This window comes from Paraperibacillus esterisolvens (assembly GCF_046237625.1).
Taxonomy (GTDB): domain Bacteria; phylum Bacillota; class Bacilli; order Bacillales; family DSM-1321; genus Paraperibacillus; species Paraperibacillus esterisolvens.
This window is the reverse complement of sequence record NZ_CP143545.1, coordinates 2,669,671-2,696,255: the sequence shown is the minus strand read 5'-3', so window position 1 is coordinate 2,696,255 and position 26,585 is coordinate 2,669,671. Positions and strand designations below refer to the sequence as shown.

General features: G+C 45.0%; 25 protein-coding genes, 1 other RNA gene and 1 riboswitch. Of the genes, 21 read left to right on the top strand and 5 right to left on the bottom strand.

Annotated features, from left to right (window positions below; all coding sequences use genetic code 11):
* The first annotated feature begins 11 nt into the window (after positions 1 to 11).
* The gene (nth, locus tag V1501_RS13575; RefSeq protein ID WP_409288908.1) at positions 12 to 668 is read left to right on the top strand and encodes an endonuclease III; all 657 of its coding nucleotides are present in this window, start codon (positions 12 to 14) and stop codon (positions 666 to 668) included.
* Positions 665 to 1,186, top strand: a complete 522-nt coding sequence (locus tag V1501_RS13570) for a YpoC family protein (protein ID WP_409288906.1) — start codon at positions 665 to 667, stop codon at positions 1,184 to 1,186. The genes nth and V1501_RS13570 overlap by 4 nt, the downstream gene beginning before the upstream one ends.
* Positions 1,187 to 1,212: 26 nt before the next feature.
* Here V1501_RS13570 and V1501_RS13565 read toward each other — a convergent pair whose 3' ends face one another.
* Together V1501_RS13565 and recU are read right to left on the bottom strand one after the other, a co-directional pair.
* On the bottom strand, positions 1,213 to 4,050 hold the full coding sequence (locus tag V1501_RS13565) for a PBP1A family penicillin-binding protein (RefSeq protein ID WP_409288904.1): 2,838 nt from the start codon (positions 4,048 to 4,050) through the stop codon (positions 1,213 to 1,215).
* A gap of 35 nt (positions 4,051 to 4,085) precedes the next feature.
* Positions 4,086 to 4,697: a Holliday junction resolvase RecU gene (gene recU, locus V1501_RS13560; protein WP_409288902.1), complete on the bottom strand. Its 612-nt coding sequence runs from the start codon at positions 4,695 to 4,697 to the stop codon at positions 4,086 to 4,088.
* Between the two features lie 134 nt (positions 4,698 to 4,831).
* Here recU and V1501_RS13555 point away from each other — a divergent pair, with 134 nt between their 5' ends.
* The 4 genes from V1501_RS13555 (at position 4,832) to V1501_RS13540 (ending at position 7,610) form a co-directional block, all read left to right on the top strand.
* Positions 4,832 to 5,809, top strand: a complete 978-nt coding sequence (locus V1501_RS13555; protein WP_409288900.1) for a DUF2515 family protein — start codon at positions 4,832 to 4,834, stop codon at positions 5,807 to 5,809.
* A 409-nt stretch (positions 5,810 to 6,218) separates the two neighbouring features.
* On the top strand, positions 6,219 to 6,476 hold the full coding sequence (locus V1501_RS13550; RefSeq protein ID WP_409288898.1) for a hypothetical protein: 258 nt from the start codon (positions 6,219 to 6,221) through the stop codon (positions 6,474 to 6,476).
* A 75-nt stretch (positions 6,477 to 6,551) separates the two neighbouring features.
* On the top strand, positions 6,552 to 6,923 hold the full coding sequence (locus V1501_RS13545; RefSeq protein WP_409288896.1) for a YppE family protein: 372 nt from the start codon (positions 6,552 to 6,554) through the stop codon (positions 6,921 to 6,923).
* Between the two features lie 81 nt (positions 6,924 to 7,004).
* Positions 7,005 to 7,610, top strand: coding sequence for a YppG family protein (locus V1501_RS13540; protein ID WP_409288894.1), 606 nt, complete (start codon positions 7,005 to 7,007; stop codon positions 7,608 to 7,610).
* Positions 7,611 to 7,864: 254 nt separating this feature from the next.
* Here the strand turns inward: V1501_RS13540 and V1501_RS13535 are convergent, their stop codons facing one another.
* A complete protein-coding gene (locus V1501_RS13535; protein WP_409288892.1) occupies positions 7,865 to 8,335 on the bottom strand; it encodes an Hsp20/alpha crystallin family protein in 471 nt (156 codons plus the stop codon).
* A 182-nt stretch (positions 8,336 to 8,517) separates the two neighbouring features.
* Between V1501_RS13535 and V1501_RS13530 the strand changes: the two genes are divergently transcribed.
* The 10 genes from V1501_RS13530 to V1501_RS13485 all read left to right on the top strand — a co-directional run bounded on the left by V1501_RS13530 (position 8,518) and on the right by V1501_RS13485 (position 19,330).
* A complete protein-coding gene (locus V1501_RS13530) occupies positions 8,518 to 9,315 on the top strand; it encodes an alpha/beta fold hydrolase (RefSeq protein ID WP_409288889.1) in 798 nt (265 codons plus the stop codon).
* A gap of 617 nt (positions 9,316 to 9,932) precedes the next feature.
* Positions 9,933 to 12,182, top strand: coding sequence for a DEAD/DEAH box helicase (locus V1501_RS13525; RefSeq protein WP_409288887.1), 2,250 nt, complete (start codon positions 9,933 to 9,935; stop codon positions 12,180 to 12,182).
* A 34-nt stretch (positions 12,183 to 12,216) separates the two neighbouring features.
* Entirely contained in the window at positions 12,217 to 13,488 is a 1,272-nt protein-coding gene (locus V1501_RS13520; protein WP_409288885.1) for a ribonuclease H-like domain-containing protein, read from the top strand.
* 289 nt (positions 13,489 to 13,777) lie between these two features.
* Positions 13,778 to 14,308, top strand: coding sequence for a CotD family spore coat protein (locus V1501_RS13515; protein ID WP_409288883.1), 531 nt, complete (start codon positions 13,778 to 13,780; stop codon positions 14,306 to 14,308).
* A 52-nt stretch (positions 14,309 to 14,360) separates the two neighbouring features.
* Positions 14,361 to 14,906 carry a DUF1273 domain-containing protein gene (locus V1501_RS13510; protein ID WP_409293358.1) on the top strand — a complete coding sequence of 182 codons (546 nt, stop codon included), beginning with the start codon at positions 14,361 to 14,363 and terminating at the stop codon, positions 14,904 to 14,906.
* A gap of 92 nt (positions 14,907 to 14,998) precedes the next feature.
* The gene (gene gpsB, locus V1501_RS13505; protein ID WP_409288881.1) at positions 14,999 to 15,313 is read left to right on the top strand and encodes a cell division regulator GpsB; all 315 of its coding nucleotides are present in this window, start codon (positions 14,999 to 15,001) and stop codon (positions 15,311 to 15,313) included.
* A gap of 70 nt (positions 15,314 to 15,383) precedes the next feature.
* Positions 15,384 to 15,777, top strand: an RNA gene (gene rnpB, locus V1501_RS13500) — RNase P RNA component class B.
* A gap of 183 nt (positions 15,778 to 15,960) precedes the next feature.
* On the top strand, positions 15,961 to 17,112 hold the full coding sequence (locus tag V1501_RS13495; RefSeq protein WP_409293356.1) for a class I SAM-dependent RNA methyltransferase: 1,152 nt from the start codon (positions 15,961 to 15,963) through the stop codon (positions 17,110 to 17,112).
* 62 nt (positions 17,113 to 17,174) lie between these two features.
* Positions 17,175 to 17,348, top strand: coding sequence for a hypothetical protein (locus V1501_RS13490; protein WP_409288879.1), 174 nt, complete (start codon positions 17,175 to 17,177; stop codon positions 17,346 to 17,348).
* Between the two features lie 62 nt (positions 17,349 to 17,410).
* Positions 17,411 to 19,330, top strand: coding sequence for an ATP-dependent DNA helicase (locus V1501_RS13485; protein ID WP_409288877.1), 1,920 nt, complete (start codon positions 17,411 to 17,413; stop codon positions 19,328 to 19,330).
* A 22-nt stretch (positions 19,331 to 19,352) separates the two neighbouring features.
* Here the strand turns inward: V1501_RS13485 and V1501_RS13480 are convergent, their stop codons facing one another.
* Positions 19,353 to 19,502 (bottom strand): hypothetical protein, encoded by a 150-nt coding sequence (locus tag V1501_RS13480; RefSeq protein WP_409288875.1) that lies wholly within the window; start codon positions 19,500 to 19,502, stop codon positions 19,353 to 19,355.
* A gap of 157 nt (positions 19,503 to 19,659) precedes the next feature.
* Between V1501_RS13480 and V1501_RS13475 the strand changes: the two genes are divergently transcribed.
* The 4 genes from V1501_RS13475 (at position 19,660) to V1501_RS13460 (ending at position 24,662) form a co-directional block, all read left to right on the top strand.
* Positions 19,660 to 21,180 carry a carboxypeptidase M32 gene (locus V1501_RS13475; protein WP_409288873.1) on the top strand — a complete coding sequence of 507 codons (1,521 nt, stop codon included), beginning with the start codon at positions 19,660 to 19,662 and terminating at the stop codon, positions 21,178 to 21,180.
* Positions 21,181 to 21,556: 376 nt separating this feature from the next.
* On the top strand, positions 21,557 to 22,462 hold the full coding sequence (locus V1501_RS13470) for a DMT family transporter (protein WP_409288871.1): 906 nt from the start codon (positions 21,557 to 21,559) through the stop codon (positions 22,460 to 22,462).
* A 73-nt stretch (positions 22,463 to 22,535) separates the two neighbouring features.
* Positions 22,536 to 22,637, top strand: a riboswitch (purine riboswitch).
* Positions 22,638 to 22,752: 115 nt separating this feature from the next.
* On the top strand, positions 22,753 to 23,349 hold the full coding sequence (locus V1501_RS13465) for a xanthine phosphoribosyltransferase (protein WP_409288869.1): 597 nt from the start codon (positions 22,753 to 22,755) through the stop codon (positions 23,347 to 23,349).
* A complete protein-coding gene (locus tag V1501_RS13460) occupies positions 23,346 to 24,662 on the top strand; it encodes a nucleobase:cation symporter-2 family protein (protein WP_409288867.1) in 1,317 nt (438 codons plus the stop codon). The genes V1501_RS13465 and V1501_RS13460 overlap by 4 nt, the downstream gene beginning before the upstream one ends.
* A gap of 316 nt (positions 24,663 to 24,978) precedes the next feature.
* Here the strand turns inward: V1501_RS13460 and V1501_RS13455 are convergent, their stop codons facing one another.
* Positions 24,979 to 25,341: a nucleotide excision repair endonuclease gene (locus V1501_RS13455; RefSeq protein ID WP_409288865.1), complete on the bottom strand. Its 363-nt coding sequence runs from the start codon at positions 25,339 to 25,341 to the stop codon at positions 24,979 to 24,981.
* Positions 25,342 to 25,797: 456 nt separating this feature from the next.
* On the opposite strand from V1501_RS13455, the gene V1501_RS13450 reads away from it, so the two are divergent.
* Positions 25,798 to 26,568 carry an SDR family NAD(P)-dependent oxidoreductase gene (locus tag V1501_RS13450; RefSeq protein WP_409288863.1) on the top strand — a complete coding sequence of 257 codons (771 nt, stop codon included), beginning with the start codon at positions 25,798 to 25,800 and terminating at the stop codon, positions 26,566 to 26,568.
* Positions 26,569 to 26,585: the final 17 nt, after the last annotated feature.

The window sequence follows — 26,585 nt, the reverse complement described above, 5'->3', positions numbered from 1 at the left end:
AGCTGTACCATATGCTAAACCAAACACAAATCAATTACTGTCTCGAAACCATCGGGGAAATGTTCCCTGACGCACATTGTGAGCTTCATCACTCTAATCCTTTTGAGCTCGTCATTGCTGTAGCACTTTCTGCACAGTGTACGGATGCCCTGGTCAATAGAGTGACAAAAAGCCTGTTTGAAAAATATAAGACTCCCGAAGATTATTTGCAGGTGCCGATTGAAGAACTTCAACAGGATATTAAATCTATTGGGCTATATCGAAATAAAGCGAAGAATATACAAAATCTGTGCCGCCTCCTGCTGGATGAATACGGGGGTGAGCTGCCGGCTGACCGTGATGAACTTACCAAGTTCCCCGGAGTTGGGAGGAAGACCGCAAACGTTGTGGTCAATGTTGCATTTGGAGTCCCGGCGATTGCTGTGGACACACATGTGGAAAGGGTGTCCAAGAGGCTCGGTATCTCCCGCTGGAAGGACAGCGTACTTGAGGTAGAGCATACATTGATGAGGAAAGTTCCCAAGGAAAAATGGGGAGAAACCCATCACAGGCTGATCTTTTTCGGCAGGTATCATTGTAAAGCGCAATCGCCGCAATGTGAGAAATGTCCGCTCCTTGAGCTTTGCAGGGAGGGGAAAAAACGGATGAAGAGAGTGAAGGCGCTGTGAGTTTGCTTGAACTGGACAATCCCCAGCATATGAAGAATGAGCTGTTTCAAGAGAAACAGCTCATTCTTATAGAAGAAGAATCTAATATTTGGGTTCCTGAACTCCTTTTGAAGCACCACTTCCCATATGAAGTCTGTTTATATAATGGATTGATTTCCTATAAGCCCTGGACTCAGAAAGAACATGTACGGGACGTCCTTCAGATCTGGAAAGATTTGAGGAGCCGCATTGCAGCTCATTATTCCGGAGGAAGCAGGGGAGGCTCGGCCGAATCCATGCCGACGGGGCTTTCACTGTTATTTTCCTGCCTATTTTGGATGCATTCAAAACCGGTAACAATTCAAGGGTGGGAAGAGAAACTGATTTCCTTTTCTGCCTTGCCGATAAACGCAGCAGAGCGCATCCAATTTATCATGATGAGGCCGTATTCCTATCATGCCTATAAGCAGCTGGATAGTTTGTTCATTGAAACAGAAAAGATTTATTATAAAAGGCAGGTTATGAAAAAAAACGTTTAAGCACTGGGCTTAAACGTTTTTTTATCTCATTCGCCATTTATAAATTTATCAAGCGACTGGCTGGGGCGTGATCCAGGTTCAGCAGAAGAGCTGTTTCTCCTGGTTTGCTGCTGATTCGCTGGCTTGCTGCCATCGTCAGTGGAGCCTGGATTTCCCTCATCTGTCCCAGGCTCTGTCCCAGGCTCTGTCCCTGGCTCTGTGCCGGGATCAGATGGATTGTCCGGGTTGTCCCCGGGCTGTTGTCCACCCGGATTTTCCCCATCTGTGCCATCAGAGCCTCCATCCTGATTCCCATTTCCGCCTTCACCGCCAGTACCTCCGTCATTGCCGCCTTGGCCGCCTTCACCTTCACCTTGACCATTTCCATTGCCATTGCCATTGCCGTTTCCATTGCCGTTTCCATTGTTTCCGGGCTTATCGTCAGGATTATTGCCAGGATTATCTGTTCCTTCCTCTGGCTTGGCCGGTTCTTCTTCGGCTTCCGGTATTTCAATGGAAGTGCTGGCAGCCTCACTTCGGCTGTCATCTATGAGTGCAGTTACAGTGAACCGATATTTCCCGCCAGGCTGCGGATTCTGGATTTCCAGCGCCGTTTCGCCTGTAACTGTAAGTACAGATTCGGCTCCGTCATTCAGTGAGACCTTCACCTCAAATTGAGGCTTCTTGTCACCATCGCTGTTATAAGACCATGATAACGCTATTTTGTTCGTATCCGGATCGAAATCGGCTTTGAGTCCTTCTGGACCGTTCGGCTGTTCGAACTCGTGGGATACTTCTGTCGGTTCGTGGCCTCTTACAAAGTATTCATAAATGATATTGCTCTTTGGCGTATAGTCACTTGGGAGCTTAGGAGGGTTAGAACCTCTTTCTATTCCCAGTTCGACAACGCTCTTGGGTTTTTTGAAATCAGGTGTTTCCTTATTTTGTGATACATATGACATCAAATCACTGAACATTTTCTGTGAAATCTTCTGGTACTCGTTCTCCTGAGGGATATAATTGCTCTTTTTATCATATCCGGTCCAGATGGCAGCTGTATAATTCGTTGAATAGCCTGCAAACCAGGCATCCATTACTGCACTGGATGGAATATTCCATTTCATCCGCTCATCTTCTGTATAATTTGTGGTCCCGGTCTTGCCGGCCATCGGAAGTCCGGAAACATTGGCACGCTGGCCTGTTCCATAGGAATCCTTTACCACACTCTTCAGCATGTCCGTTACCATGAACGCAGTGCTTTCCTTCATGGCCACTTTAGGCTCGGGAGCCGTCTTGATTTCCGTACCTCCGACTACAATTTTGGTAACGGCATGGGGCTTATTATAAATTCCGTTATTCCCAAACGCACTGTACGCACCAGCGATTTGCAGGGGAGACACACCCGGGCGGATACCACCGATGGACGCTGATTCATAGAAGTTATCCTTATCGAGCTTCAGTCCGAGCTTATCCGAGAATTCATAGGCCTTATCGTCCCCGACAGCCTGAAACGCCTTTAATGCCGGAATGTTCAGGGAGCGGGCGAGTGCTTCGCGGATCGACATCTGGCCGCGGTATTGCTTGTTATAATTATTGATTGGAGTCCCGTCTGAATATTTATATGGTTCATCTACAATCTGCTGATACGTAGACCAGTTCAGGTGCTCGATGGCCGGGCCATAGTCGACAATCGGCTTGATGGTTGACCCTGGCGACCTGCGGATATCTGTGGCATAATTGAAGGTTCTTTCGCCCTTGATATTCCTGCCGCCGCCAAGTGCACGGATTTCCCCGCTTTTAGTATCCAGAAGGGTAACGCCTGCCTGGAGCTTTTCATCAGGGAAACTGAAGCGGTCAGAGGACATCATTTCATACACATGCTCCTGGGCATCTTTATCCATGGCCGTGTATATTTCCAGTCCGTCCGTATAAACATTATAATCTCCCATGGCTTCCACTTCATCAATAACCCGGTCGATATAAGCATTGTAAGGTTCAGTGTTTTTTTCTCCTCTTTGGGATTCTTTCACTAATAACCCCTTTAAAGGTACTGCCTTGGCTTTATCCCTTTCTTCCTTGGTAATGAAGCCGTGCCGCTCCATCAGTGTGAGAACGACATTCCTTCTCTTTTCAGCCCTGTCCGGATGGTTAAAGGGATCATAATAGGACGGGCTTTGAGGGAGGCCGACCAGGGTGGCTGTTTCCGGAAGTGTCAGCTTATCTAATGGCTTATTAAAGTATTTTTTTGCAGCTGTAGCAATGCCATTAGCCCGCGGGCCGTAGTAAATCTTATTCACATACATTTCAAAAATCTGCTCTTTTGTATATTCCCGTTCGATTTGAAGCGAGATCCAAAGCTCTTGTGCTTTACGCTTAATGGTTTTTTCAGGTGTCAGGAAGGATCTTTTGACGAGCTGCTGGGTGATGGTACTTGCACCCTGTGATCCGAAACCGCTGGTAACATTCGCAACTACCGCCCCTCCAAGGCGGCGGAAGTCGACACCGTGATGCTCAAAGAAGCGGGCATCCTCTGTTGCAATTGTGGCATCAACCACTTCTTTAGGTATTTCATTATAAGGTACAAATTCTCTGTTCTCTTTGCCGACTTCATCTATCAACTTTTTATTCTTATCATAGATCTTGGATGCAACTGGATCTTTAAGCATTCCTTCACTCAGCTTTGGTGCGGTTGCTGCGTAATAAGCGAACACCGCCCCGCCAAGTACCATGAGTGCGACGCCCAGTGCGATGACAAGAAGTGCTATCCTTTTAAACAGGGAGGAAGATCTCTTCCCTGTTTTTTTTCCTTTACTTTTTCCTTTATTTTTAGAATGAGCCTGCTGCTGTCTGCGGCGCTCTTCTCTTGTTTTATAATCTTGAGCCATTCAAGCTACCTGCCTTTCGTAATAACCCATAAAAACTAAAAGTATGGTGCATATAGCTGGTCTATTATTTTAATATAGTCAATCCGCGGCTGAAAACCAAGCGGTATCCTGGAGGAACATGCTTCCACTTCATGCTTTGCAATAGATTTTCTGCCTCCATCAGCCATTCTGTCCCAAAACGACAGGAGATCTTCTGCCTTCATTAAAAAAATCTCATCTGTTCCTGAGAAACGGAGAATGATAAAGGCGAGTGCACCCTGCTGCAATACTGATTTCATATGATCAATTTGGTGCTGGTGAAAGTTCTTTAAAGGAAAGGAAGAGGCATTTTGTGTTTCCTTTGCTTCAAAGTCAATATACCTGCCCCTATAAACACCATTGAAATCAGTTGTGGAGGCTTGTTTAAAATAAGCTTCCTTTATGACAGCCGCGCTTCGTTTTGGGTAATGAACATCCACAATCTGTACAGGTGTCGGCTTTTTATGTACGACCGCAATATCCCTGGCCAGATAATATTCATTTGAGGCATTGATGTCCTCCTCCAGAGTCATACCCCTGTTGCTGTAATTCATCTTCTTCACAGGCGCAGCGGCCGCGCCTGCCGCCGGAGCCGTGTATTTACGGCCATTAGGATAATTGAATGACAATTCATCCCCTCCTTAACTCTCATAATATAATAGCAAAAAATATATGAAAGGGGGGAATTAAAACTGTTTTTCAGCAAAACCTAACAGGTGATCATCAGCATGATGACATTATCCCGGGCAAAGGAGGCTTTTTTGTGGCATTTACACCTGGCTTTAAGCCTAATCAGGATGAAGATTCTATTATAGCACTAATAAGGCATTTGACCGTAATGAAAAACACGGATAATATATCCAGGACTAAAGCGTACGCACGCTTTTTTTATATGCATCCAGAAATCAAATGGGCCTTTTTGGCCAGCATGGTGTCAAGGAATGCCGGGTGGAATATGTGCGATCTGGAGGGCATATGGCTTCCAAGGGCATTGCCGGTGGAGTACCGGTGCCGTTTGTTCCTGACTTATGAGAGAGCGAATTGGCTGATCTTTGATGATGCCTTTCCGGGATTGCTCCTTTATCATTATTCGACGATTAATAAGAGGCCAATGTTTCACTTATGCCCGTTTTTTAATATTTCTGACTTCATGAAAAATGAATGGGAATGTTTCTGGGAGAAGGGGGACGAGCAAAGACTTTTGTATAGCTTGATTATAAATGAACAGAATTTGATACATACACCAGTAATGAAACAGAAGTTTTATAGAAACTGGGTGTTCAGCAGTGGCGGTTTCCTGCTGCAGGACAGGATGCACTTCAGTACGGTGCTCTTTCCTACAAGAAGTGGAAAATTATATGGCTTAAGCGTGAATCATTTCAAGAATCTGGATGCCAGAATTGATCTTGGTAAAAATCTAGCAGCGATCCTGTTTGATTCGGGTCTTTTTAACAAATTCCTAAAGTTTAGCATCACTACGGAACATACTGGTTCGCGGCATGATTATGAACGATTTTTCCCTTATGAAAAGCGGCGGGAGACACCCTTTCTGAGAAAGGTTTATCCAGTCATAAGTCATCATCGGCGTGAATCGGAAAATTGGGATCAAAAAAGGGGTGTAAAACAATCTTGGTTTGAGGAAGCGGGGAACCCGGAAATTAAAGAGCTGACAGGCTGGTACAAGAAGAAACAAAAGCAGCTGGAAGCTGCCGCGGTATTATTTAACCTTTTTTTAAAATAAGGCATCCTAGAGGGAAACCATTATGGATGAAAGAAGTTGGCTCCCCCCGTGCCAGAACGAGAAGTATGCCGGGGGAAGCGGGAAATATGTGCGCTCCTATTATTCAGAAGGGCGGTTTGAACCGACCAATTTCTTATCGCCATATCCAGGCGCATTCTGCTTTGTCTGATTTCCTGACTTTTTACTGCTTTCTTGTTTTTTCATATATCACACCTCCTGTTTATAGGATTAGCAAGCCAGATTATTTCATTCCTTCAAACTGGGGCTTACGCTCACATGTCGAAAATCAGTTTTTCCTGGAGACCATGCACTTTCTTTGCCGAATGGCTTCTACTTTTGTCAGCTGTGAAGGAAGTCTGCAGCTTCATCAAGAATATTAGGAAAAACGAACCACGGGAGGAAAGCATGTATGCCAGAAAAAATAATTTCAAAGGATGAAATACTTAAAATGCTGCTTGATATCAATACCCAGCTCGAAGCTCTGGAAGTGACCCTGGGGACAAGCGCCAGTCAAAAGGCAGATGAACAATTGAAAAGAGGGACAGAACTGCTTCATAAATCCCAGGCTGTATATGATGAGGCGGGTAAGCTGATGGAAAGGGCGGCTGCAAAACCGGTGCATGAAGGGAGCATCCGCCAGGGGAAGCTGACTCCCACCTTAATTTAAGGCCGGATTTCTTTTTTGCCTTTTATTCCCCGGTTCTTATACTATAAAGACAGCAGGCTAAAGGGGGGACATACTATGAACAAAAATGAAGATATGCTGATTGCCTCTACAGGAGAACTGCTTCAGCTGGCAGATAAAATAGAAACGATATTTGATGAGGTAAAACTGGATAAAAAGGAACGGGACTTTTTCGGTGAGGTGAAGCCTTTTGCTGAACATGCTGGCACACTCGCAGAGAAATGGGAAATACAGGCGCTGGACAGCATCCGCGTGAACAAACCGCGTTATCTGCACAACCAGCAGATTGAACAGGTCCGGGAGCTCATTAATCTATGCTCCGTTCAGGCATTTTTTCCTTCCACCAGTTTGAAGAGGTTTAAAAACCAGCTTCAATCCATCCGCTATACCCTTGAAGTATTATTGGCACATCTGAGACAGACCATATGAAGACGTCCCGGGCAGGCACCTGGCAGGAAGGGACTGCATAGGATGTTAACACCTAGTTCCGAGAAGGAGGATGGAGTTCTGATGATGCCAGGATATTTTTCAAACCAATTCAGTCATGATCCAAGATATATAAATAATCAGGCGGGCATTGTCCCTTATACTGCTCCAGGCCGGCCCTACCTGAATCAGGTGCCTCAATACGGGCAGGCCGCGGGGTACGAGGGAATGAGCCCTGATTATTACGGGCAGCATGAAGCCGCCGGTCTGCCCCAGGGCACTGCTGGTTATTATCCGGTAAATCCGTACCAGGGCTTTTCGTACCATCAGGGTGCCCATATGCAGACAAACCCCTACCAGTCACAATATCAGGGATATGTGCCTCAGCAAATGCCTTATGGACAGTATCCTCAGTCAAATCCCTTTGAAAACCCTCTGAAACCGCAGCAGGGAAATTCTTATGGGCCCAATAAACAAATGCATCCGGGTGCTAACCCATATCCCTCACAAAACTTTATGCAGAAGCAGCAATCTTCCGGATTTTCTTCGATTATGAATCAGTTTAAAACCCAGGATGGCTCTTTCGATATTAATAAAATGATGTCTACTGCCGGGCAGATGATGAACACCATGAATCAGGTTTCTTCCATTGTAAAAGGATTTGGCGGCCTATTCAAAGTTACTACATGAGAGCTCAAAGGAATCCGCCAGGGGATTCCTTTTTATCGTGCGCCAATCGGGTGATTCGCCGATGGGATGGGGCTGTTTTCGAATAGTTGGCTGCTGGACAAGACAGTGGATTTCCGCAGCGGGCATTCGAGGGGACAGGCCGGAGGAAGCGGCCTTTTAGACTTGCAGGCCGAAAGCTTCGCGCCGGAAGTCTATATGCTAAATATTTTGTTCTCCTCAGAATTATGAAAAGAACCCCTTAATGGGGTTCCATTTCATTCACTTATCGAAATCTTTTTCCCTCTTATCTTGGGTACGGTAATGATAAGGACACCATCCTTATGACTGGCCGTGATCAGCTTTTCATTCACAGGTTTTGTGAACGCAATGGTACGGCTCATTGCCTTGGACGTTTTTTCCCTATGGACAAAGGCCTTTGTATCATTTCTGCTTTCGGTTTCCACAGTGTCAACGACAGTTATCATCAGGGATTGCTTAATCATCTCAATATGAATCTGCTGGCGGGGGATGCCAGGCAGCTTGGCAGAGACTGTATATTCATGGCTGTCCTCATTAATTTCAACTGGGAAAGACCGCTCGGTGAATAATGAATGACTGAACAGCTCATCAAGGGACTGCAGAAAGCCTTTTACGGGTTTCTCTTGAAAAAATGAATCAAAAGCACTCCTGATTTCAGAAAATGGCTCTTTTCTGGGTTCCTTTGATGAAGAATCAGGCTGTTTCATAGGAATTCTCCTTTCCTCTTTACAAAACTGCTGCTTCGGCCTAAGGCTTGAAACATGTTTTTGATAACAGCCTATGAAGGAATGGGGCAGGTCGTGAATAAAATATGTTCGGCTGCCAAGCAGTTTATAATTGATGAAGCAGGGAAAAGTACTTCCAAAACAAGAAGCAGAGGTGCTGGGAAATGAATGATAAAAAAGAATTAGGCAGCCTTTCATATAAAAGGGAAGGAAAAGAGGGTGGGGAGGTTCTCCTGTTTTTGCACGGATTTTGCGGAAGTGCTGAATATTTTAAGGAATTGATTCCGTATTTAAATGAAGAATATTCGGTCATTACTGTCAACCTGCGCGGACATGGCGGCAGTCCGTCTGCAAAAGAAGCCTTCGAGATAGATGATATGGCTAGGGATTTGTTTAATTTCATTTCTGAACAGGGACTCGAATCAGTGTATATGCTGGGGCATTCCCTCGGAGGGTATGTAACATTGGCGTTTGCAGAACTTTTCCCATCCCGGCTGAAGGGTTTCAGCCTGATTCATTCGACTGCATTCCCAGATTCGGAAGAAGCGAAGGAGGTACGTCTCGAAGGTATAAATATCATTGAAGAAAAGGGTATTGAGCCGTTTATTGACCGCCTCGTGCCAAATCTGTTTTCCAGGGATTCGCTCACGAAGCTGAAAGAAAAAGTTGAAGATGTAAAAGAAATAGGTTATAAGACCAGTCCAGAAGGAGCTAAAGGAGCGCTCAGGGCCATGTATGGCCGTCCGGACAGGAACAGGGTCCTCCGTGAGACACAGAAGCCTGTGCTGCTCGTGGCAGGGGAAAGAGACAAAGTGATTCCACAGGAAAAGGTTTTCTCAGCAGAAGGCCGGCATATTAAAACAGCGGTACTTCCCGGGGCAGGACATATGGGAATGATCGAAGCGCCGGAAGAGCTGGCCCAAAACATAAAAGAATGGATCAAAATTTCATCTTTAAAGTAGGGTATCTCTGAAAAGTTGTTGTTTTGGGAAACTTTTGTAAGGAATCCAAATTATTTAGAAATGGACTTTCGCTTCAGCTGCGAGACTCCTGATCCAGCTCCAAGGTTTTCGACCCCCGAGTCATAATCCAAGCCGGCAATGGGAAGAAAGAGCGCTTCCCATTGCCGGCTCTTCTTATGTTTGCTGGGTCTCTGCCTGCCAAATTAGGGCCAGTTTTAAACCAAGAAAAACATTGAACTATAAATCTAAATAAGTTTTTATTTGGCAGGCAACGCTTTCCGCTTTTCAATGCGGGGGCAGCCGGACAGGTGAGACTCAGAGGAAAGCGAGTGCCTGCAGCGGAAATCCACATTCTGTTTATAAAAAATAACGTCTATGGCTGCAGCCTGCCTTGAACCATCAAGTACACTCTGCAGCTCTCTGCCTTTCCCGGGAAACATGACGAATGCAGGAAGCCGCTTCCTTAACAGCGGACTAAGGGAAACACTTAAAAAGGAGGGAAACAGCAGCAAAAATTATATGTGCGCAAAAAATTCCCACTTTTTGTTAATCCGTACGTCTAGTCAACCAAACAAATATTCGATAAACTGTTTCTTATAAAGAGGTGAAGCCGACGTATGTTTAAAAAGAAATCGCTGTCTGAAATAATAGAAGAACTTAGAAAAAATGAAAACATCATTAACTGGCACGAAATTGAGCCTGAGGAAGCAAAAACAAGACCCATGCCTGCAGGTGTAGATGTGAGGATTAAAGAAGCACTGCAGAAAAGAGGAATAAATGAACTATACAGCCACCAATATACAGCCTTTGAAACACTTAGAAAAGGCGAAAATATTGTTGCTGTCACTCCAACAGCTTCCGGAAAGACGCTTTGCTATAATCTTCCGGTCCTTCAATCAATAGCAGAAAATGACACAAACCGAGCTCTATATATTTTCCCTACAAAAGCACTGGCACAGGATCAGAAAAGCGAATTAAACGAGATCATTAATGAAATGGGTATAGATATAAAAAGCTACACATACGACGGGGATACTTCCCCGACGATCCGCCAGGCAGTCAGGAAAGCCGGGCATATTGTCATTACCAATCCTGATATGCTGCATTCGGCTATTCTTCCGCACCATACAAAATGGGTAAGTCTTTTTGAAAATCTCAAGTATGTAGTCATAGACGAATTGCATACATACCGGGGTGTCTTTGGCAGTCATGTAGCAAATGTAATTAGAAGGCTGAAGAGAATTTGTGAATTCTATGGAAGCAGCCCTATTTTTATATGCACCTCTGCCACGATTGCGAACCCTAAAGAATTAGCGGAGCAGCTCACAGGGAACCCCATGCGGCTGATTGATGATAACGGAGCCCCGAGAGGAAGAAAGCACTTCGTATTCTATAATCCTCCGATAGTGAACAAGCAATTAAATATAAGACGGAGTGCTACCGTTGAAGTAAACCATTTAGCTAAGGACTTCCTGAAAAATAAGATTCAAACAATCATTTTTGCACGGACGAAAGTAAGAGTGGAAATCATCCTAAGCCATATCCAGGAATTAATAAAAGATAAGATCGGGCCTAAGTCCATTAGAGGATATCGGGGCGGGTATCTCCCTAAGCAGCGAAGAGAAATTGAGCGCGGGTTAAGGGAAGGCGAAATCCTGGGAGTAGTCAGTACAAATGCCCTGGAGCTTGGCGTAGACATCGGCCAGCTTCAGGTTTGTGTGATGACTGGGTATCCGGGCAGTGTCGCCAGTACCTGGCAGCAGGCTGGACGAGCTGGCAGAAGGCATGGCGAAGCCCTTATCTTAATGGTTGCCAGTTCTACACCTATTGACCAGTATATAGTCCAAAACCCGGAATACTTCTTTGATCGTACTCCAGAGTCAGCGAGGATTAACCCGGAAAATCTTATTATCCTGGTAGATCATTTAAAATGCGCGGCTTATGAATTGCCTTTTAGAAATGATGAAGAATTTGGACCTATGGATGTTAAAGATATTTTAGAGTTTTTAGTCGAGGAAAAGGTTGTCCATCAAAATGGAGAAAAATATTATTGGGCTAACCAATCCTTCCCGGCTGGAAATATCAGCTTAAGGTCTGCATCCCAGGAGAATGTTGTCATTATTGACCAATCTGACACAGCTAATCATATGATTATTGGTGAAATGGACCGTTTGAGTGCAATGACCCTTCTGCATGATGAAGCCATTTACTTACATGAGGGTGTTCAATATCAAGTAGAGAAGTTAGACTGGGACCATAAAAAAGCTTATGTAAGGGAAGTTGACGTGGAGTACTACACGGACGCTAACCTGGCTGTAGATCTAAAAGTGCTGGAAATAGACCGGACCCAGGCAAAAGGGGAAACGGCTATAAACTACGGGGATGTATCCATAAATATACTTCCAACAATTTTCAAGAAAATCAAGCTGACTACATTCGAAAATATTGGCTCAGGACCCATATACTTACCAGAAGAAGAATTGCATACCAGTGCTGCCTGGCTGGAGTTAAATGAATGCGACCCGGCCTTGGAAGAGAAAAGCATGGAACAATTACTGCTTGGAATTGCCAATGTTCTGCAGCATGTGGTACCTGTTCATGTAATGTGTGATCGCAGCGACATACACGTGGTATCCCAAATAAGGGCGTCACATACCGGTAAGCCGACCATCTTTTTGTACGATCATTACCCTGGAGGAATCGGCCTTGCAGAAGATGTTTACAAAAGATTCGATGAAGTAAAAGAAGCAGCCAAACGATTAATATTAAAATGTCCTTGTGAGGACGGATGCCCGGGGTGCCTGGGTATGGAGATTGAAGGGATCTATGCCAAGCATGAAAGCGTCCGGCTCCTTGATCAATTTTAAATAGACTTAATGGGAAAAAAGGAAGGGGACTTGTATGTCTTTAAAGAATAAGTTGAATCGATTAAAAAGCCATATGGGATTGGACCCGAAAGAGCCGTCCCTTCCAAATGTCCCCGAAGACACTGTCCTCCGGAATGAAGTGGAGGAGGAAGTGAATGCAAGACACATCCCCTTCTTCGAAAAGTGGTCGGGCAACCACACTGCCATATATGAAAAGGACCGTGAATTTTGTTTTATCAGGGAAGTGAATTACCCCCTGGATTACAAGCACGGGATATATAAGCTCGGAGATGCAGCAGAGGCTGTCCGCGCATGGAATCAAGCTTCCCATTCCCACCCGCTGTCAGCCAAAGGTATGGATATCACGGATATGTTTTTCTTTGATACAGAAACTACCGGTCTTGGCGGCGGAGCTGGAAATACAATCTTTATGCTTGGATATGCTTTTTTCCATGAAAACGGAGTGACAGTCCGGCAGCATATACTTCCACATCCAGGTGCAGAAATTCCGCTTTATCACAGCTTCCTGGAAAAGGTGGATTATAACACGCTTGTCACCTATAACGGGAAGGCTTTTGACTGGCCTCAGTTAAAAACCAGGCACACCCTTATTAGAGATCATGTGCCAAAACTTCCCGAATATGGACATTTCGATTTATATCACGGTTCAAGGAGACTTTGGAAAAATGAGCTGGACAGAGTAAAGCTTTCAAATGTGGAAAAAGAAATCCTTGGGATTGAACGGGAAGATGATGTGCCTGGCTATCTTGCCCCCATTATTTATTTCGATTTCATTGAAAGAAAAGATCCGGATGGTCTATTCGGTATCATCCGCCATAACGAATGGGATGTCCTTACCCTGATCACGCTGTATACCCATCTATCTATGCTACTCCTCCAAAAATATGGGGGTGAAAGGCCATCGCTTGAGATTGCGAGATGGTATATGGGGCTTGGGGAAAAAGAGACGGCAAAGAATGCGTACACCAGAGTGCTCGAGGGGGAAGATGAAGGCGAGCGGGCAGCAGCCCTGCACGCACTGGCTTTCCAATGGAAGCGGGAGGGAAAAGAGAGGGAGGCCTCCGATGCCTGGAAGACAGTTTGTGAACAAGGGACTCCAAAAGAAAGACGGGAAGCATATATAGAGCTCGCCAAGATATACGAACACAGCAAAAAAGAATACCATGAAGCACTAATAATGACAGAAAAAGCCCAGGCCATTGAAACCAATAATCAGTCAAAGGGCTGGCAGGACCTTCAGAAAAGGCTGGGACGCTTAAAAAAGAAGGCTGGCATTGGAGAGTAAGCTTCTTCACCTATTGTTAACAAATAACCCCAAATATGTATTGTAGGAGTATTTTTTTCCGTGTAAAATGGATATGTTAAACTATTCACATTAAGCGGGGTTTATAATGTATAAAGCCATTTTATTTTTGTTTTTTGTTATCGTCTGCCTGACTGCCATTGTATTCTCGACATTGAAGGACAGCTTCTACTCGATTTTGTTATAAATAAGGGCATTTGACCAGCGCAAGTAAGTCCCAGTCATCATAACCTGTTAATGTAGATTAACTTATGATGAAAGGGGAAGCTTTATGGAAAAGAAATATATGACCCAGTCACAGCCTGGACCAATGGGGCCGATGGGACCGGCAGGACAGATGGGGCCGATGGGGCCTATGGGACCGGCGGGAACACCAGGACAAATGGGACCGATGGGACCGGCAGGACAGATGGGGCCGATGGGACCGATGGGTCCGGCGGGAACACCAGGACAAATGGGACCGATGGGGCCTGCAGGACAAATGGGGCCGATGGGACCGGCAGGACCGATGGGACCTCCAGGACCCGTTCAAACAGCACCAGCAGCAATGGGGCCTACTACTGTTGCTCCTGCGCAAGTCAGCCCTACAGTGCAGAATGTACAGGAAAATGTAATTAATCACATTGTGCCGCACATCCATCCTACTAATACAACTTTTGTGAATACCCATGTATTCAAGCATCAGCATTACTTCCCGCAGACAGCAAACGTAGTGAATCAGTGTGTGAACCAGGAGTTCATCTGCAGCGGTCCGCCGCCATGTCCGCCGCCATGTCCGCCGAGGCCAGGATGCTGGTTCTAGAAAAATAAGGGCTAACGCCCTTATTTTTTTAATTGTCAGGAGGTCATCCATGATAAATATTGTCTATATTACCGGCTATAAAGGATTTGAATTGGGGATATTTAAAAAAGACCACCAAGGTGTCCCGTACATAAAAAAGGCTATTGCTTCAAGGCTTATCCCCCTTATTGAGGACGGGCTTGAATGGGTGCTTATATCTGGTCAGCTCGGAACTGAATTATGGGCAGCCGAGACCGTCTTTGCCTTGCAGCAGGAGTATCCTCAACTTAAGCTTGCGGTGCTGACTCCATACCTCCAGCAGGAAGAAAACTGGAATGATTCAAATAAGGAATACTATGAGGAGATACTTGCAGGCGCTGATTTTGTAGACTCGATCTCAAAAAAGAAGTATGAAAGCCCTCAGCAGCTCCGCACCAAGAATCAATTCCTCATCCAGAAAAGCGATGCGCTGGTCGTTTTCTACGATGAAGAACGGGATGGCTCACCGAAGTTTATCTTCAGGGAAGCCAAAAACTATGCTGAGAAAGCCAATTACCCGGTGATCCAGATTACGTTTGATGATCTGCAGCAGCTGGTGGAGGAAGAAAACTGGCAATAGGCATGGACATGATATGAATTGACAAAAGGTTTTATTTTTGAAAAAATAAGAAGAAAATTAAATGCTTCGTGAAAGTGTTGAGGTGAAGTCTTATGCTATCTGATAAGATCAAATTAACGGCAAAAGATATTCTTGAAAAAGATTTTAAAACAGCCATGCGCGGTTATAAACCGGAAGATGTAGATTCTTTCCTGGATCTTATCATAAAGGATTACGAAACGTTCCATCAGGAAATTGAAGAATTGAGGCAGGAAAACCTGAGGCTCAGAAAACAGTCTGAGGATACAGCCAGAAGGCCGGCAGCGGCACAAGTGCAGACACCAGGTCCCGGCACTACAAATTTTGATATTCTGAAGAGGCTGTCAAATTTGGAAAAGCATGTTTTTGGCAATAAACTGTTTGATTAACGCCTTTATCAGGATTTACCATTGCGAATTGGCACAAAGTTGTATATAATAATCAGTGTCATGTTCGATAACGTTCGGGTAATCGCTGCAGCGCATTTTTAATGTATGCTGTAGAGGAAAGTCCATGCTCGCACAGGCTGAGATGCCTGTAGTGTTCGTGCCTAGCGAAGTCATAAGCTAGGGCAGCCGGTCTGATCCGGCTGACGGCCGGGAACGCGCCTAAGTCTTAGGATATGGCGCTATTACCTATAAAAGTGCCACAGTGACGTAGCCTTTCTAGAAATGGAAAGGGTGGAACGATGGTAAACCCCACGAGCGAGAAACCCAAATTTAGGTAGGGGCACCTTCTCACATGGAAATGAACATAGAGAAGGACGGGCTTTTTGTCCGTAGATAGATGATTACCACTCTGGTACGAGACTCTGGTCGCTATAGTACCTGAGTACAAAACATGGCTTACAGAACGTTGTCAAACTGCTTACTTTTAAAAAACGACTTTTTCCATAGAAGCTCTCCTCTTAAAAGGAGAGTTTTTTTATGATACATAGGAAGCGAAATTGGTTAAAATGGTAAAGTGAAACAGCCAGCTGCAAAACAAATGAAAGGGGGCCCCTGCAATACCGGCGGGGCTTGACATGGGTGACCGAATGAAGCAATATACGTTAGCTGCAACTACTGCAATGGGCCTTGAGGCGATTGCCGCCAATGAAATCAGGGACCTGGGATATGAGTGTACCGTTGAGAACAGCAGAGTCCTATTCAAGGGGGATGCGTCTGCAATTGCCAGGGCAAATCTTTGGCTGCGCACTGCTGACCGGGTAAAAATAATTGTTGGAGAATTCGAGGCAAAAAGCTTTGAAGAGTTATTTGAAAACACGAAGAACCTGAACTGGGAGGATTATCTTCCGGAAGATGCGGAATTCCCTGTGTCCGGCAAGTCTGTGAAATCTGAACTATTCAGTGTTCCCGACTGCCAGGCTATCGTTAAAAAAGCTATAGTAGAAAGACTCAAAAGCCGGTATAAGAGGGTCACCTGGTTTGAGGAAAACGGCCCGCTTTACAAAATAGAAGTTTCACTCCTGAAGGATAAAGCGACCTTGACAATCGATACAAGCGGCGCAGGACTCCATCGGCGGGGTTACCGGACAGGACAGGGAGAAGCGCCAATGAAAGAAACGCTGGCAGCCTCCCTCGTGAAGCTTACTAATTGGGACCCAAGCCGCCCATTTGTAGACCCCTTCTGCGGATCCGGTACAATACCGATTGAAGCGGCAATGATCGGCCAGAATATTGCACCTGGATTCAATAGAGAATTCGCCTCAGAGGACTGGGGCTTGATTTCCGGCGATATCTGGGACAGGGCAAGGGTTGAAGCCGAAGATTTAGCAAAATATGATAGGGAACTGGATATTTCGGGCTTTGATATCGATCATGCCATGGTAGAAATTGCGAAGAAAAACAGTATGGAGGCCGGCTTCGGAGAGCTTCTCCACTTTAAACAGATGCAGGTAAGGGATTTTACGACCACGAAAGAATATGGTGTGATAGTAGGAAACCCTCCATATGGAGAAAGGCTTGGGGATAAGCCGGAGGTTGAAAAGATGTACCGTGACATGGGGCAGGCTTTTAGTAAATTGGGAACCTGGTCCATCTACATGATCACATCCCACCCTGACTTTGAAAAACTCTACGGAAAACAGGCTACCAAGAAAAGAAAGCTCTTCAATGGTTTTATTCGGACGGATTATTATCAATACTTCGGTCCAAGGCCGCCAAGGAATAGACAAATTCAGGAATAATGAACGCCTCCCTTGAGTAAAATAAGAAGTATCTTTCATTTTAACTCAGGGGAGTGGAATTCATGCAGCAGCATCCGATTGATTTTGCTTTGATTTCAAAGGCAATTCAGTCTACGCTTGGCAGGCTGGAAGAAGAAGGGCTTGTGAGCGGGCAGTGCATAGACTGCCTGGAAGAGGCTGAGAAAAACTTAAGCCAGGCATTATCTTATCATTATCAAAATAATCAAAAGCTATAGAGGGTGCGCTTTAAAAGCGCATTTTCTTTTTGCTGTCTGATTGAATATAAGGGAGAAGTGAAATGGGAAAATCATTGCCATTTGAAGTGTCCAAAACGGATTCATTTTTCGATAAATTATCAGAATGGATCGGTGACGTTTTTTATGATATTTTGCCAGAACAGGGTTTTGAATTAAGGGACGAGCAGGTCTTTATGGCTTTTCAGCTGGAAAAGGCATTCAAGGAGAAAAAGGTAATGTTTGCGGAGGCTGGGGTTGGTACCGGAAAAACCATAAGCTACCTGCTTTATGCGATATGCTATGCAAGGTATTATAATAAGCCAGCTATCATTTCCTGTGCGGATGAAACGCTGATTGAACAGCTTGTGAAAAAGCAAGGGGATATTTCTAAAATTGAACAAGCATTGGGACTGGAAGTCGATGTCCGTCTCGCTAAATCCCATGAGCAATACTTGTGCTTGAATAAGTTGGACACAGCAGTCAACCATCTGGACTCTGAGGCCATAGACAGGGTATTTGATGAGCTGCCTCCATTCGTGAATGGAGGAAAATCCATGTCTGCTTACTCCCCGTATGGAGACCGTAAACTGTATCCTTATGTGAGCGATGAAGAATGGAGCCAAATTAACTGGGATTCTCTTCAAAGCTGTTTTACCTGTGAAAAAAGGCACCGCTGTGGCCAGACTCTGACAAGGGATTTTTACCGTAAATCAGCTGATCTGATTATCTGTTCACATGACTTTTTCATGGAACATGTCTGGACGAAGGAATCCAGGAAAAGGGAGGGGCAGCTGCCGCTCCTTCCAGAATACAGCTGTGTAGTTTTTGATGAGGGCCACTTGCTTGAGTTCTCGGCACAAAAGGCGCTCACGTATAAAATTGGTGAACAGACACTTTACACCGTTTTGGAACAGCTTTCAGCCAATGATGTTAGGGATGAAACACTGTATATCATTGATGAGATTAACGAGATCAATACTGCCTTTTTCAGGGAGCTTATGGTAAATTCCAAGAAAGTGGAAGGCTCTGACCGATTGGACCTGACACTGGGTGAAAAAATCAAATCGCTAGCACGCTCATTGCATCAAGCCATTGAAAAGCTGGAGGAAAATCTTGTTTTTGAAGCCGAAATGTATACCATTAATGATTATGGATTGAAGGTCGCAGAAGAATATCTTGAAAATCTGTCTTACTCCCTGTCATTATTGCTTAAGGAGCATAGGGGTGTAGTCTGGCTTGAGGAAACCGGGACTTCAGGTACACTTGTCATCATGCCGCGGCTTGTAAATGATATCCTGAGTGAACGGGTCTTTTCACAAAAAATCCCATATATTTTTTCTTCGGCAACGATGTCAAATGAAAAGGACTTCGATTTTATTGCTTCGAGTCTCGGAATTCGTGAATATACAAGTTTCTCAGTTGAGTCACCATTCGATTACGAAGAAGCGATGCATATTGCTGCCCCTGTTCTGTCTTCGCTCGAGGATAAGCTTGAGTACACTTTGAAATCCCTGCAGGAATCAAATGGGTCGGCTCTCATTTTATTTAATTCCAAAGAAGAGCTGCAGTGGTTCAAGGAACATGCGGGCGCAAAGATTCCGTTTCGTGTTTATTATGAGGGCGATGCTGAGATCAGTGATCTAGTGGGCATGTTCCAGGAAGATAAGGAATCAGTTCTTTGTTCGTACCATTTATGGGAGGGATTGGACATACCGGGAGAGTCGCTGACCAATGTCATACTATTCTCACTGCCTTTCCCTCCAAAGGACCCTGTTTTTGAATCAAGAAGGGCAGGTTATGATGACCCATATAACATGGTGGATCTGCCTTATATGATTCTCCGCCTGCGCCAGGGTATAGGCAGGCTTATACGCACAAGCGGGGATCGAGGTTCTGTTTCCATCCTGCTTCCGAAGAATTTGGACAAGGCTGCAGCTGATGCCATTTACAAGGCACTGCCAAAGGCAGCTGTCCACAGCTGATTATTAAACTCTTCCAAAAAGGTTACTCACCTTTTATTGGAAGAGTTTTTTTATCCTCAATCTCTGCACATAACTGGCAGTATAGCTGATGCTTCAAGACTGCTCCATCCAGGAAACCGTCCCGGCAAAAGATTTCCTTGCCGCATATCCTGCAATTGCCCGCCATTTCCATGCATTTTCCTCCTTTTTAGAAATATTTGAATATATAAAAGATATTCTTTATTCTTACTTCCGGTTTTAGTATAAATTGGATATATGGTAAAATGGAAGAGGACTGCTCACTTATATAAAAAAGCGGCAGTTTTGCATTTTAGGAGGGGGTATGAAGAATGACTGAAACACTACAGCAGATAGAACAAGATTTTTTAGAATATGTAAAAAAGATAGCAGCTTATAACGAAGCACTGGGTCTCATTTTTTGGGATTTGCGTACAGGTGCGCCAAAAAAGGCTGTTGAACAGAGATCACAGGTGATCGGCATTTTGTCGTCCGAAGTTTTTTCAATGTCAACAAGTGAACAGATGGCAGCCTTTCTGGCCAAGCTGACAGATAAAGAAATCTTCTCCGGACTGAATGAAAAAACGATGAAGACCCTTTTGGAATGCAAAAAGGATTATGAAAAAAACAAAAAGATTCCTGCAGAGGAATATAGGGAATATGTGGTTCTCCAATCCAAGGCTGAGTCAGTATGGGAAGAGGCAAAGCGCAGCTCTGACTGGGAACTGTTTAAGCCTTATCTTGAAAAAATTGTGGAGTACAACCGCCGTTTCATTACATATTGGGGTTACGAATCGAATCCGTACAACACGCTTCTGGATATGTATGAGCCGGGAGTGACGGTCCAGGTCCTGGATGAAGTGTTTAGGCAGCTGAGGGAAAAGATTGTCCCATTGGTTAAGCAGATTTCCGAGTCGGAAAATAAGCCTGCCACCGAATTCCTCTATAATTTCTTTTCTAAGGAAGATCAAAAAGCATTCAGCCAGGATATCCTAAAGGAGCTGGGCTATGATTTCGAGGCCGGCCGGCTTGATGAGACGGTACACCCGTTTGCTATCGGTCTGAACCCGGGAGATGTCAGGGTCACAACCAAATATGATGAGAACGACTTCAGGACGGCCATCTTCGGCACCATACATGAGTGCGGCCATGCCATATATGAACAGAACATTTCAAGGGATCTGATTGGTACGCCGCTTGCGACCGGTACTTCCATGGGAATCCATGAATCACAGTCCCTGTTTTTCGAAAGCTTTGTGGGACGGAACTTTTCATTCTGGAAAAAGCAATATCCGCTTCTTCAGGAATATGCGGAAACCCAGTTTAAGAACGTCACATTGGATGACTTTTACCGGGCCATCAATGAGTCCAAACCGTCTTTGATCAGGATAGAAGCAGATGAACTGACCTATCCGCTTCATATCATGATCCGATATGAAATTGAAAAGGCATTATTCAATAATGAATTGGAGGTTGCCGACCTTCCACGTGTATGGAATCAAAAGTACGAGGAATACCTCGGCGTCCACCCTGAACAGGACGGAGAAGGTGTGCTCCAGGATGTTCACTGGTCAGGCGGAAGCTTCGGCTATTTCCCATCTTATGCACTTGGCTATATGTATGCTGCGCAAATTAAGCATGCCATGCTTAAGGAACTTCCCAATTTCGATGCACTCCTGGAAGCAGGGGATATAGAACCGATCAAAAACTGGCTGTCAGAAAATATCCATCGGCACGGGAAGATGAAAAAGCCGCTTGAAATTCTTGAAGATACAACGGGTGAAGGTTTAAATGCCCAGTATTTAATTGATTATCTTTCAGAAAAATATGGCCGCGTTTATCAGCTGTCTTAAATAACCATAAAAAAAGAGGATGTCCCAAAAGTGTACTGCACCCCAAAAGTTAGAGTGAAATCTAACTTTTGGGGCCGCAACAATGATTGGGACATCTTTTTTTGCTCATTCTGTCAGTCTGTGATGATATCAGGCAGAACCTGCCCTTTTTTTCAATCAACCTGTGTATTCCAGCCGATCATCTGCATAAAGGTCCAGCTGTGGGCTGCAGCTTTAGTGAGGTACGGCAGGATATTGCTAAAATAATAATGATACTATTTTTCATCAAAATAAAACAGTTAGCTGCTGGTTGGGCGGTCAGGTAATCAAACCATCCGAAAGTTCATTCGGCATGCTATGATTACCTATACATAAATCAAGAAGGGCGGTACCGGCATTGGCAGCAAGTATTTTGATCCTGGCAGCAGGGATTTTATGGGGCATCATCGGGGTGTTTGTCAGGGAACTACGGGAGTGGGGCTTGAGTGCCATGGATATTGTAGCAGTCAGGGCAGCTTTGGCTGCGGCTATATTGTTACTTGGCGGGATTCTGTTCAAGAGAAAAGAAATGAAAATAAAACTGGCTGATTCTTATCTCTTTGCGGGAACAGGAATCTGCAGCATGGTTTTTTTTAATTGGTGCTATTTTACGGCAATCGATAAACTGGGTATATCCCTTTCTGCCATACTTCTTTATACCGCACCAGCCTTTGTATTGATGCTTTCAGCTTTGATTTTTAAAGAGCGGCTGACTAAGCTCAAGGCTGTTCTGGTACTTGTGACACTTGCGGGCTGTACCTTCGCTGCAGGTACTGACTTACGGTCAGATTCATTTGAATGGGCAGGATCCCTGATTGGGGTTGGGGCAGGGGCCGGGTATGCACTCTACACTATTTTTGCGAAGGCAGCCTTAAGGAAATATAGTTCTTATACAATCAGCCTGTACACTTTTATTTTTGCTATTATCCCGCTTGCCCCTATGACTCATTTCTGGGGAAAACTGCCGCCGATCTCAAACGGAGGTTTTTGGGGAAGTGCAGCAGGCCTGGGTCTTTTATCAACCGTGCTGGCCTATTTGCTGTACACCGCCGGCCTAAAGGGACTTGAGGGCAGCAAGGCATCAATGCTTGCTTCAATCGAGCCGGTCACCGCCGTTACGGCAGGGTTTTTCCTTTTCGGTGACAGCCTCACAGCAGTGCAGCTGGCCGGTGCCATTCTGGTCATTTCAGCTGTTCTTGCGATTTCGGCTGAGAACGGGCTTAAAAACAGCAGAAAACTGAGGCGGAACACGAAAGATTTATAGGTATTCAACTAAATAATTCGGTTTTTAGAGTATAAGACTTGTATTCTTAATTCAACATGCTATAATTCAACTTATCTAAAAAATATGAAACCCTCATATAATAGCGGGGATATGGCCCGCAAGTTTCTACCAGGCTGCCGTAAATGGCCTGACTATGAGTGGGCAATGTCTGTACTTTATTTGTCTTTAGCATTTTTAAGGCTTAAGTGCACTGCCTCACTCTGTGAAGCGGCTGCATTTAGGCCTTTTTGTATGGAGGCAGGATTTACAACCAGGGAGGTCTTTTTTGTATGAAAGAGTTAAAAGAAAAGATTTTAGAAGAAGGTATGGTTTTATCCGCTGAAGTACTGAAGGTGGATTCTTTCCTGAACCATCAAATGGATCCCGTATTAATGCAGAAAATTGGCGGGGAATTTGCTGAAAGATTCAAAGATGATGGAATCACGGCCGTATTGACGATTGAATCCTCCGGTATTGGTCCAGGAATCATGACCGCTCTATGCCTGAACGTCCCTATGATCTTTGCGAGGAAACGGAAATCTGTCACGTTAACGGATGAATTGCTTACGGCTCCGGTCTATTCTTTCACAAAGCAGGAGCATTATGAAATCTCTGTTTCTTCTAAATTTCTGAAAGCTAAAGACAGGGTTTTAATTATTGATGATTTCCTGGCGAATGGCCAGGCTGCCCTGGGACTTAATGAGCTGGTCCGGGCAGCTGGAGCCACCGTTGCGGGAGCCGGCATTGTTATCGAAAAGGGATTCCAAGATGGCAGCAGGCTTCTCAGGGAAAAAGGGATCAGGCTGGAGTCACTGGCAGTGATCAAATCCCTTTCATGTGGGAACATACAATTTGATGAAGAAATAAGGGAGGTAAGCAGCTTATGAAAAATTCGGGAATTAAATTAACATCACTGGGAATTCAACATGTTCTGGCCATGTATGCGGGTGCTGTGATTGTGCCGCTAATCGTCGGGGGCGCAATGGGTCTTAAGGGGAATGATCTAACCTATCTTGTCTCTGTCGATATTCTAATGTGCGGGATTGCAACGCTCCTTCAGGTCTGGCAGAACCGCTTCTTCGGTATTGGCCTCCCTGTCGTGCTCGGCTGTACGTTCACAGCAGTGGCTCCCATGATTGCGATTGGCGGCCAGCACGGAATCGGTGCCATCTATGGCGCAGTCATTGCATCAGGTGGTTTTGTCATTCTGATCAGCGGTTTGTTTGGAAGGCTCGTGAAATTCTTCCCGCCTGTCGTCACCGGTTCTGTAGTCACCATTATAGGCATCACTCTCATACCAGTTGCCATGAACAATCTGGCCGGAGGACAGGGCGCCAAGGATTTTGGTTCTTTAAGCAATATCGCGCTGGGTTTTGGAACGCTGCTGCTTATTATTTTGATTTATAAATTCTTCACCGGTTTTGTCCGGTCAATATCCATATTAGCCGGCCTGTTAGTCGGCACAATTTCAGCATCATTCATGGGCAAGGTTGATTTTTCGGCAGTTGAGTCAGCTTCATGGTTTCATTTAGTGGAACCCTTTCATTTTTCCGCACCCGTCTTTGAACTGACTCCAATCCTGACCATGTGCCTTGTGGCAATAGTCAGTCTGGTTGAATCAACAGGAACCTATTTTGCGCTTGGAGATATCACTGAAAAGAAGATTACTGAGGAAAAGCTGGCTAAAGGCTACCGGGCAGAGGGCCTGGCAAGCGTCATCGGCGGTGTTTTCAATGCATTCCCTTATACAACATTCTCGCAGAATGTCGGCCTTATTCAGATGTCCGGTGTCAAAACGCGGAACGTCATCTATGTAACAGGGGGCATGCTGGTGTTTTTAGGATTGGTGCCAAAGGTGGGGGCACTTACCACAATCATTCCTTCGGCTGTCCTGGGGGGTGCGATGGTGGCCATGTTCGGAATGGTCATAGCATCAGGAATCAAAATGCTCAGCAGGATTGAATTTGCAAGGCAGGAAAACCTGCTCATCATTGCCTGTTCTGTCGGGATGGGCCTTGGTGTGACAGCTGTGCCGGAACTGTTTGCCCAAATGCCGGGTGCAATGAAGATCCTGACAGAGAGCGGGATTGTAATTGGAAGCCTCTCTGCCATCTTCTTGAACATTATATTTAATGTACTTCCCGGGATAAATAAAAAAAGAGTACTGCCAGCATTGCTGAAAAGTCAAAAAGTATCTTAAATTCAAAAAAGACTGTCCCGAGTGGAACGGTCCCTGATTTGCCCGGAGAGCGGCAGAGGGACAGTTATACACTAGACAGTCTTTTCTTATTATCTGAAGGTTCTTTTCTAAAAATGTTCTATTTAGTTATGTGTGGAGATTTAATTCTTAAACAGAGTTGATTGGAGCGGAAGGTGCGAGACTCCTGCGGGAGCAGCGGGACAGGTGAGACCCCGCAGGCAAAGCCGAGGAGGCTCACCGCCCGCCCCTAAGGTCCGCGAGTACCTGCAGCGGAAATCAACATTTTATTCAGCAGCCACAATTTTTGCGAAGACTCCTATCTGAAAAACGCCTTGTCTATGTTGTATTTAGCCTGCAGCCTGTTCACGATGAAGGTCTCATAAATTTCTCTTTCCATTGGATCTTCCACATAAGAGATGTCAATCGTGTAGACTTCATCGCGGTGATTTTTGATAGGTGATACAGTATCTTCAAAATGCTTCTTAATTCTTTGTCTTAGCTTTCTGGCCTTTCCTACAAAAAGGAGTTCATCATTGATGTTGTAAAACATAAAGATTCCGCCCTTGTCCCGAGGGATTTTGTGGAAATCCTCAAATCCATAAATATTGCTTAATTCAGGATTCGGCTTATTCGGCTTCGTTATGGAAAGGTCGGTATCAGGCATTTCTATTTTGATCACAATTAACACTTCCTCACTATTAGTCAGGGATAAATGGTATCACAGGTCAGGGATAATATCCACGAATGTTTGTATGATTGCCTACATTTCTTTCTTATTTTTGCCCATACACGTCAAGATAACTCGGAGTAAAATAATTAAAAACGTTTGGCAACTTATGAAAGAAGCCGAATAGAATAATATAATTATGCAAAGGAAAGATGTGAAGCGGTATGCAAAAAAAATATTGTGAGCACTGCCGTGCAATTTATTCAAAGGCAGAAATCTGTGAATTCTGTGGACGGTCAGAAATGAAGCCGATTATCATAGAGGTCCAGTCGGGCGGGAAAAAACGGGAATAATCCTGTGTTTACATACAAATGGAAAAATTGTCGGGATGAAGCGCTGGAATCCTTTACGAACGCGGCCATTGTGTCGTATGTTTAAAGTAATAAAATGTAAAGGGGAATCCACCCGATGTATTTGCCGTCATTTTCGCTAGAGGGAAAAACAGCTATAGTAACAGGGGCCGGCCGTGGAATCGGCCGGGCCATTGCAGCAGCATTCGCTGAAGCAGGTGCAGATGTAGCGCTCCTGGCCAGAACTGGGGCCGACCTTGAGGAGACTGCTCATATTGTTGAAGGATTTGGAGCCAAGGCGTTCCCGATTGTAACAGATCTTACAGATGTAGAGCAGATTGAAAAGGCTGCTGCATCCGTAAAAAAAGAAGCTGCCATTGATATCCTTGTGAACAATGCCGGCATGAACATTAGGTCTAAGGCGCTGGATGTCACGGAAGAAGAATGGAAAACGATTATGGACACAAATCTTAAATCTGCCTTCATGATGTCCCGGGAAGCGGGCAGGCATATGGTCGAAGCTGGAAACGGAGGCTCAATCATATCAGTCTCTTCGGTGGCGGGGCATGTGGCACTAAGGACAGGAGTGGTTTACGCCGCTACCAAAGCGGCTATGATCCAGATGACAAAAGTGCTGGCACTGGAGTGGGGCAGGCATAATATCCGGGTCAACAGTCTGGGGCCATGGTACTTCAAAACGCCTCTTACGGAAAAGCTGCTTCAGGATGAAAAATATGTGCAGGAAATCCTTGATGTAACCCCTATGAAACGGATCGGGGAACTTGAGGAGCTGGCAGGGCCGGCTGTGTTCCTTGCATCCGATGCGGCAGCGTATATTACCGGGCAGACGCTGTTTGTTGATGGGGGCATGACGATTCAAGGGTTTTAAATAACGGAGGTAAAGGG

Excerpts from the sequence above, each read along its gene's own strand:
- V1501_RS13530 (WP_409288889.1), top strand. The coding sequence starts at position 8,518 with ATGAATGATAAAAAAGAATTAGGCAGCCTTTCATATAAAAGGGAAGGA.
- V1501_RS13515 (WP_409288883.1), top strand. The coding sequence starts at position 13,778 with ATGGAAAAGAAATATATGACCCAGTCACAGCCTGGACCAATGGGGCCG.
- V1501_RS13540 (WP_409288894.1), top strand. The coding sequence starts at position 7,005 with ATGATGCCAGGATATTTTTCAAACCAATTCAGTCATGATCCAAGATAT.
- V1501_RS13565 (WP_409288904.1), bottom strand. The coding sequence starts at position 4,050 with ATGGCTCAAGATTATAAAACAAGAGAAGAGCGCCGCAGACAGCAGCAG.
- V1501_RS13450 (WP_409288863.1), top strand. The coding sequence starts at position 25,798 with ATGTATTTGCCGTCATTTTCGCTAGAGGGAAAAACAGCTATAGTAACA.
- V1501_RS13520 (WP_409288885.1), top strand. The coding sequence starts at position 12,217 with ATGTCTTTAAAGAATAAGTTGAATCGATTAAAAAGCCATATGGGATTG.
- V1501_RS13490 (WP_409288879.1), top strand. The coding sequence starts at position 17,175 with ATGCAGCAGCATCCGATTGATTTTGCTTTGATTTCAAAGGCAATTCAG.
- V1501_RS13475 (WP_409288873.1), top strand. The coding sequence starts at position 19,660 with ATGACTGAAACACTACAGCAGATAGAACAAGATTTTTTAGAATATGTA.
- V1501_RS13480 (WP_409288875.1), bottom strand. The coding sequence starts at position 19,502 with ATGGAAATGGCGGGCAATTGCAGGATATGCGGCAAGGAAATCTTTTGC.
- V1501_RS13465 (WP_409288869.1), top strand. The coding sequence starts at position 22,753 with ATGAAAGAGTTAAAAGAAAAGATTTTAGAAGAAGGTATGGTTTTATCC.
- V1501_RS13495 (WP_409293356.1), top strand. The coding sequence starts at position 15,961 with ATGAAGCAATATACGTTAGCTGCAACTACTGCAATGGGCCTTGAGGCG.
- V1501_RS13535 (WP_409288892.1), bottom strand. The coding sequence starts at position 8,335 with ATGAAACAGCCTGATTCTTCATCAAAGGAACCCAGAAAAGAGCCATTT.
- V1501_RS13545 (WP_409288896.1), top strand. The coding sequence starts at position 6,552 with ATGAACAAAAATGAAGATATGCTGATTGCCTCTACAGGAGAACTGCTT.
- V1501_RS13550 (WP_409288898.1), top strand. The coding sequence starts at position 6,219 with ATGCCAGAAAAAATAATTTCAAAGGATGAAATACTTAAAATGCTGCTT.
- V1501_RS13525 (WP_409288887.1), top strand. The coding sequence starts at position 9,933 with ATGTTTAAAAAGAAATCGCTGTCTGAAATAATAGAAGAACTTAGAAAA.
- V1501_RS13485 (WP_409288877.1), top strand. The coding sequence starts at position 17,411 with ATGGGAAAATCATTGCCATTTGAAGTGTCCAAAACGGATTCATTTTTC.
- gpsB (WP_409288881.1), top strand. The coding sequence starts at position 14,999 with ATGCTATCTGATAAGATCAAATTAACGGCAAAAGATATTCTTGAAAAA.
- V1501_RS13460 (WP_409288867.1), top strand. The coding sequence starts at position 23,346 with ATGAAAAATTCGGGAATTAAATTAACATCACTGGGAATTCAACATGTT.
- nth (WP_409288908.1), top strand. The coding sequence starts at position 12 with ATGCTAAACCAAACACAAATCAATTACTGTCTCGAAACCATCGGGGAA.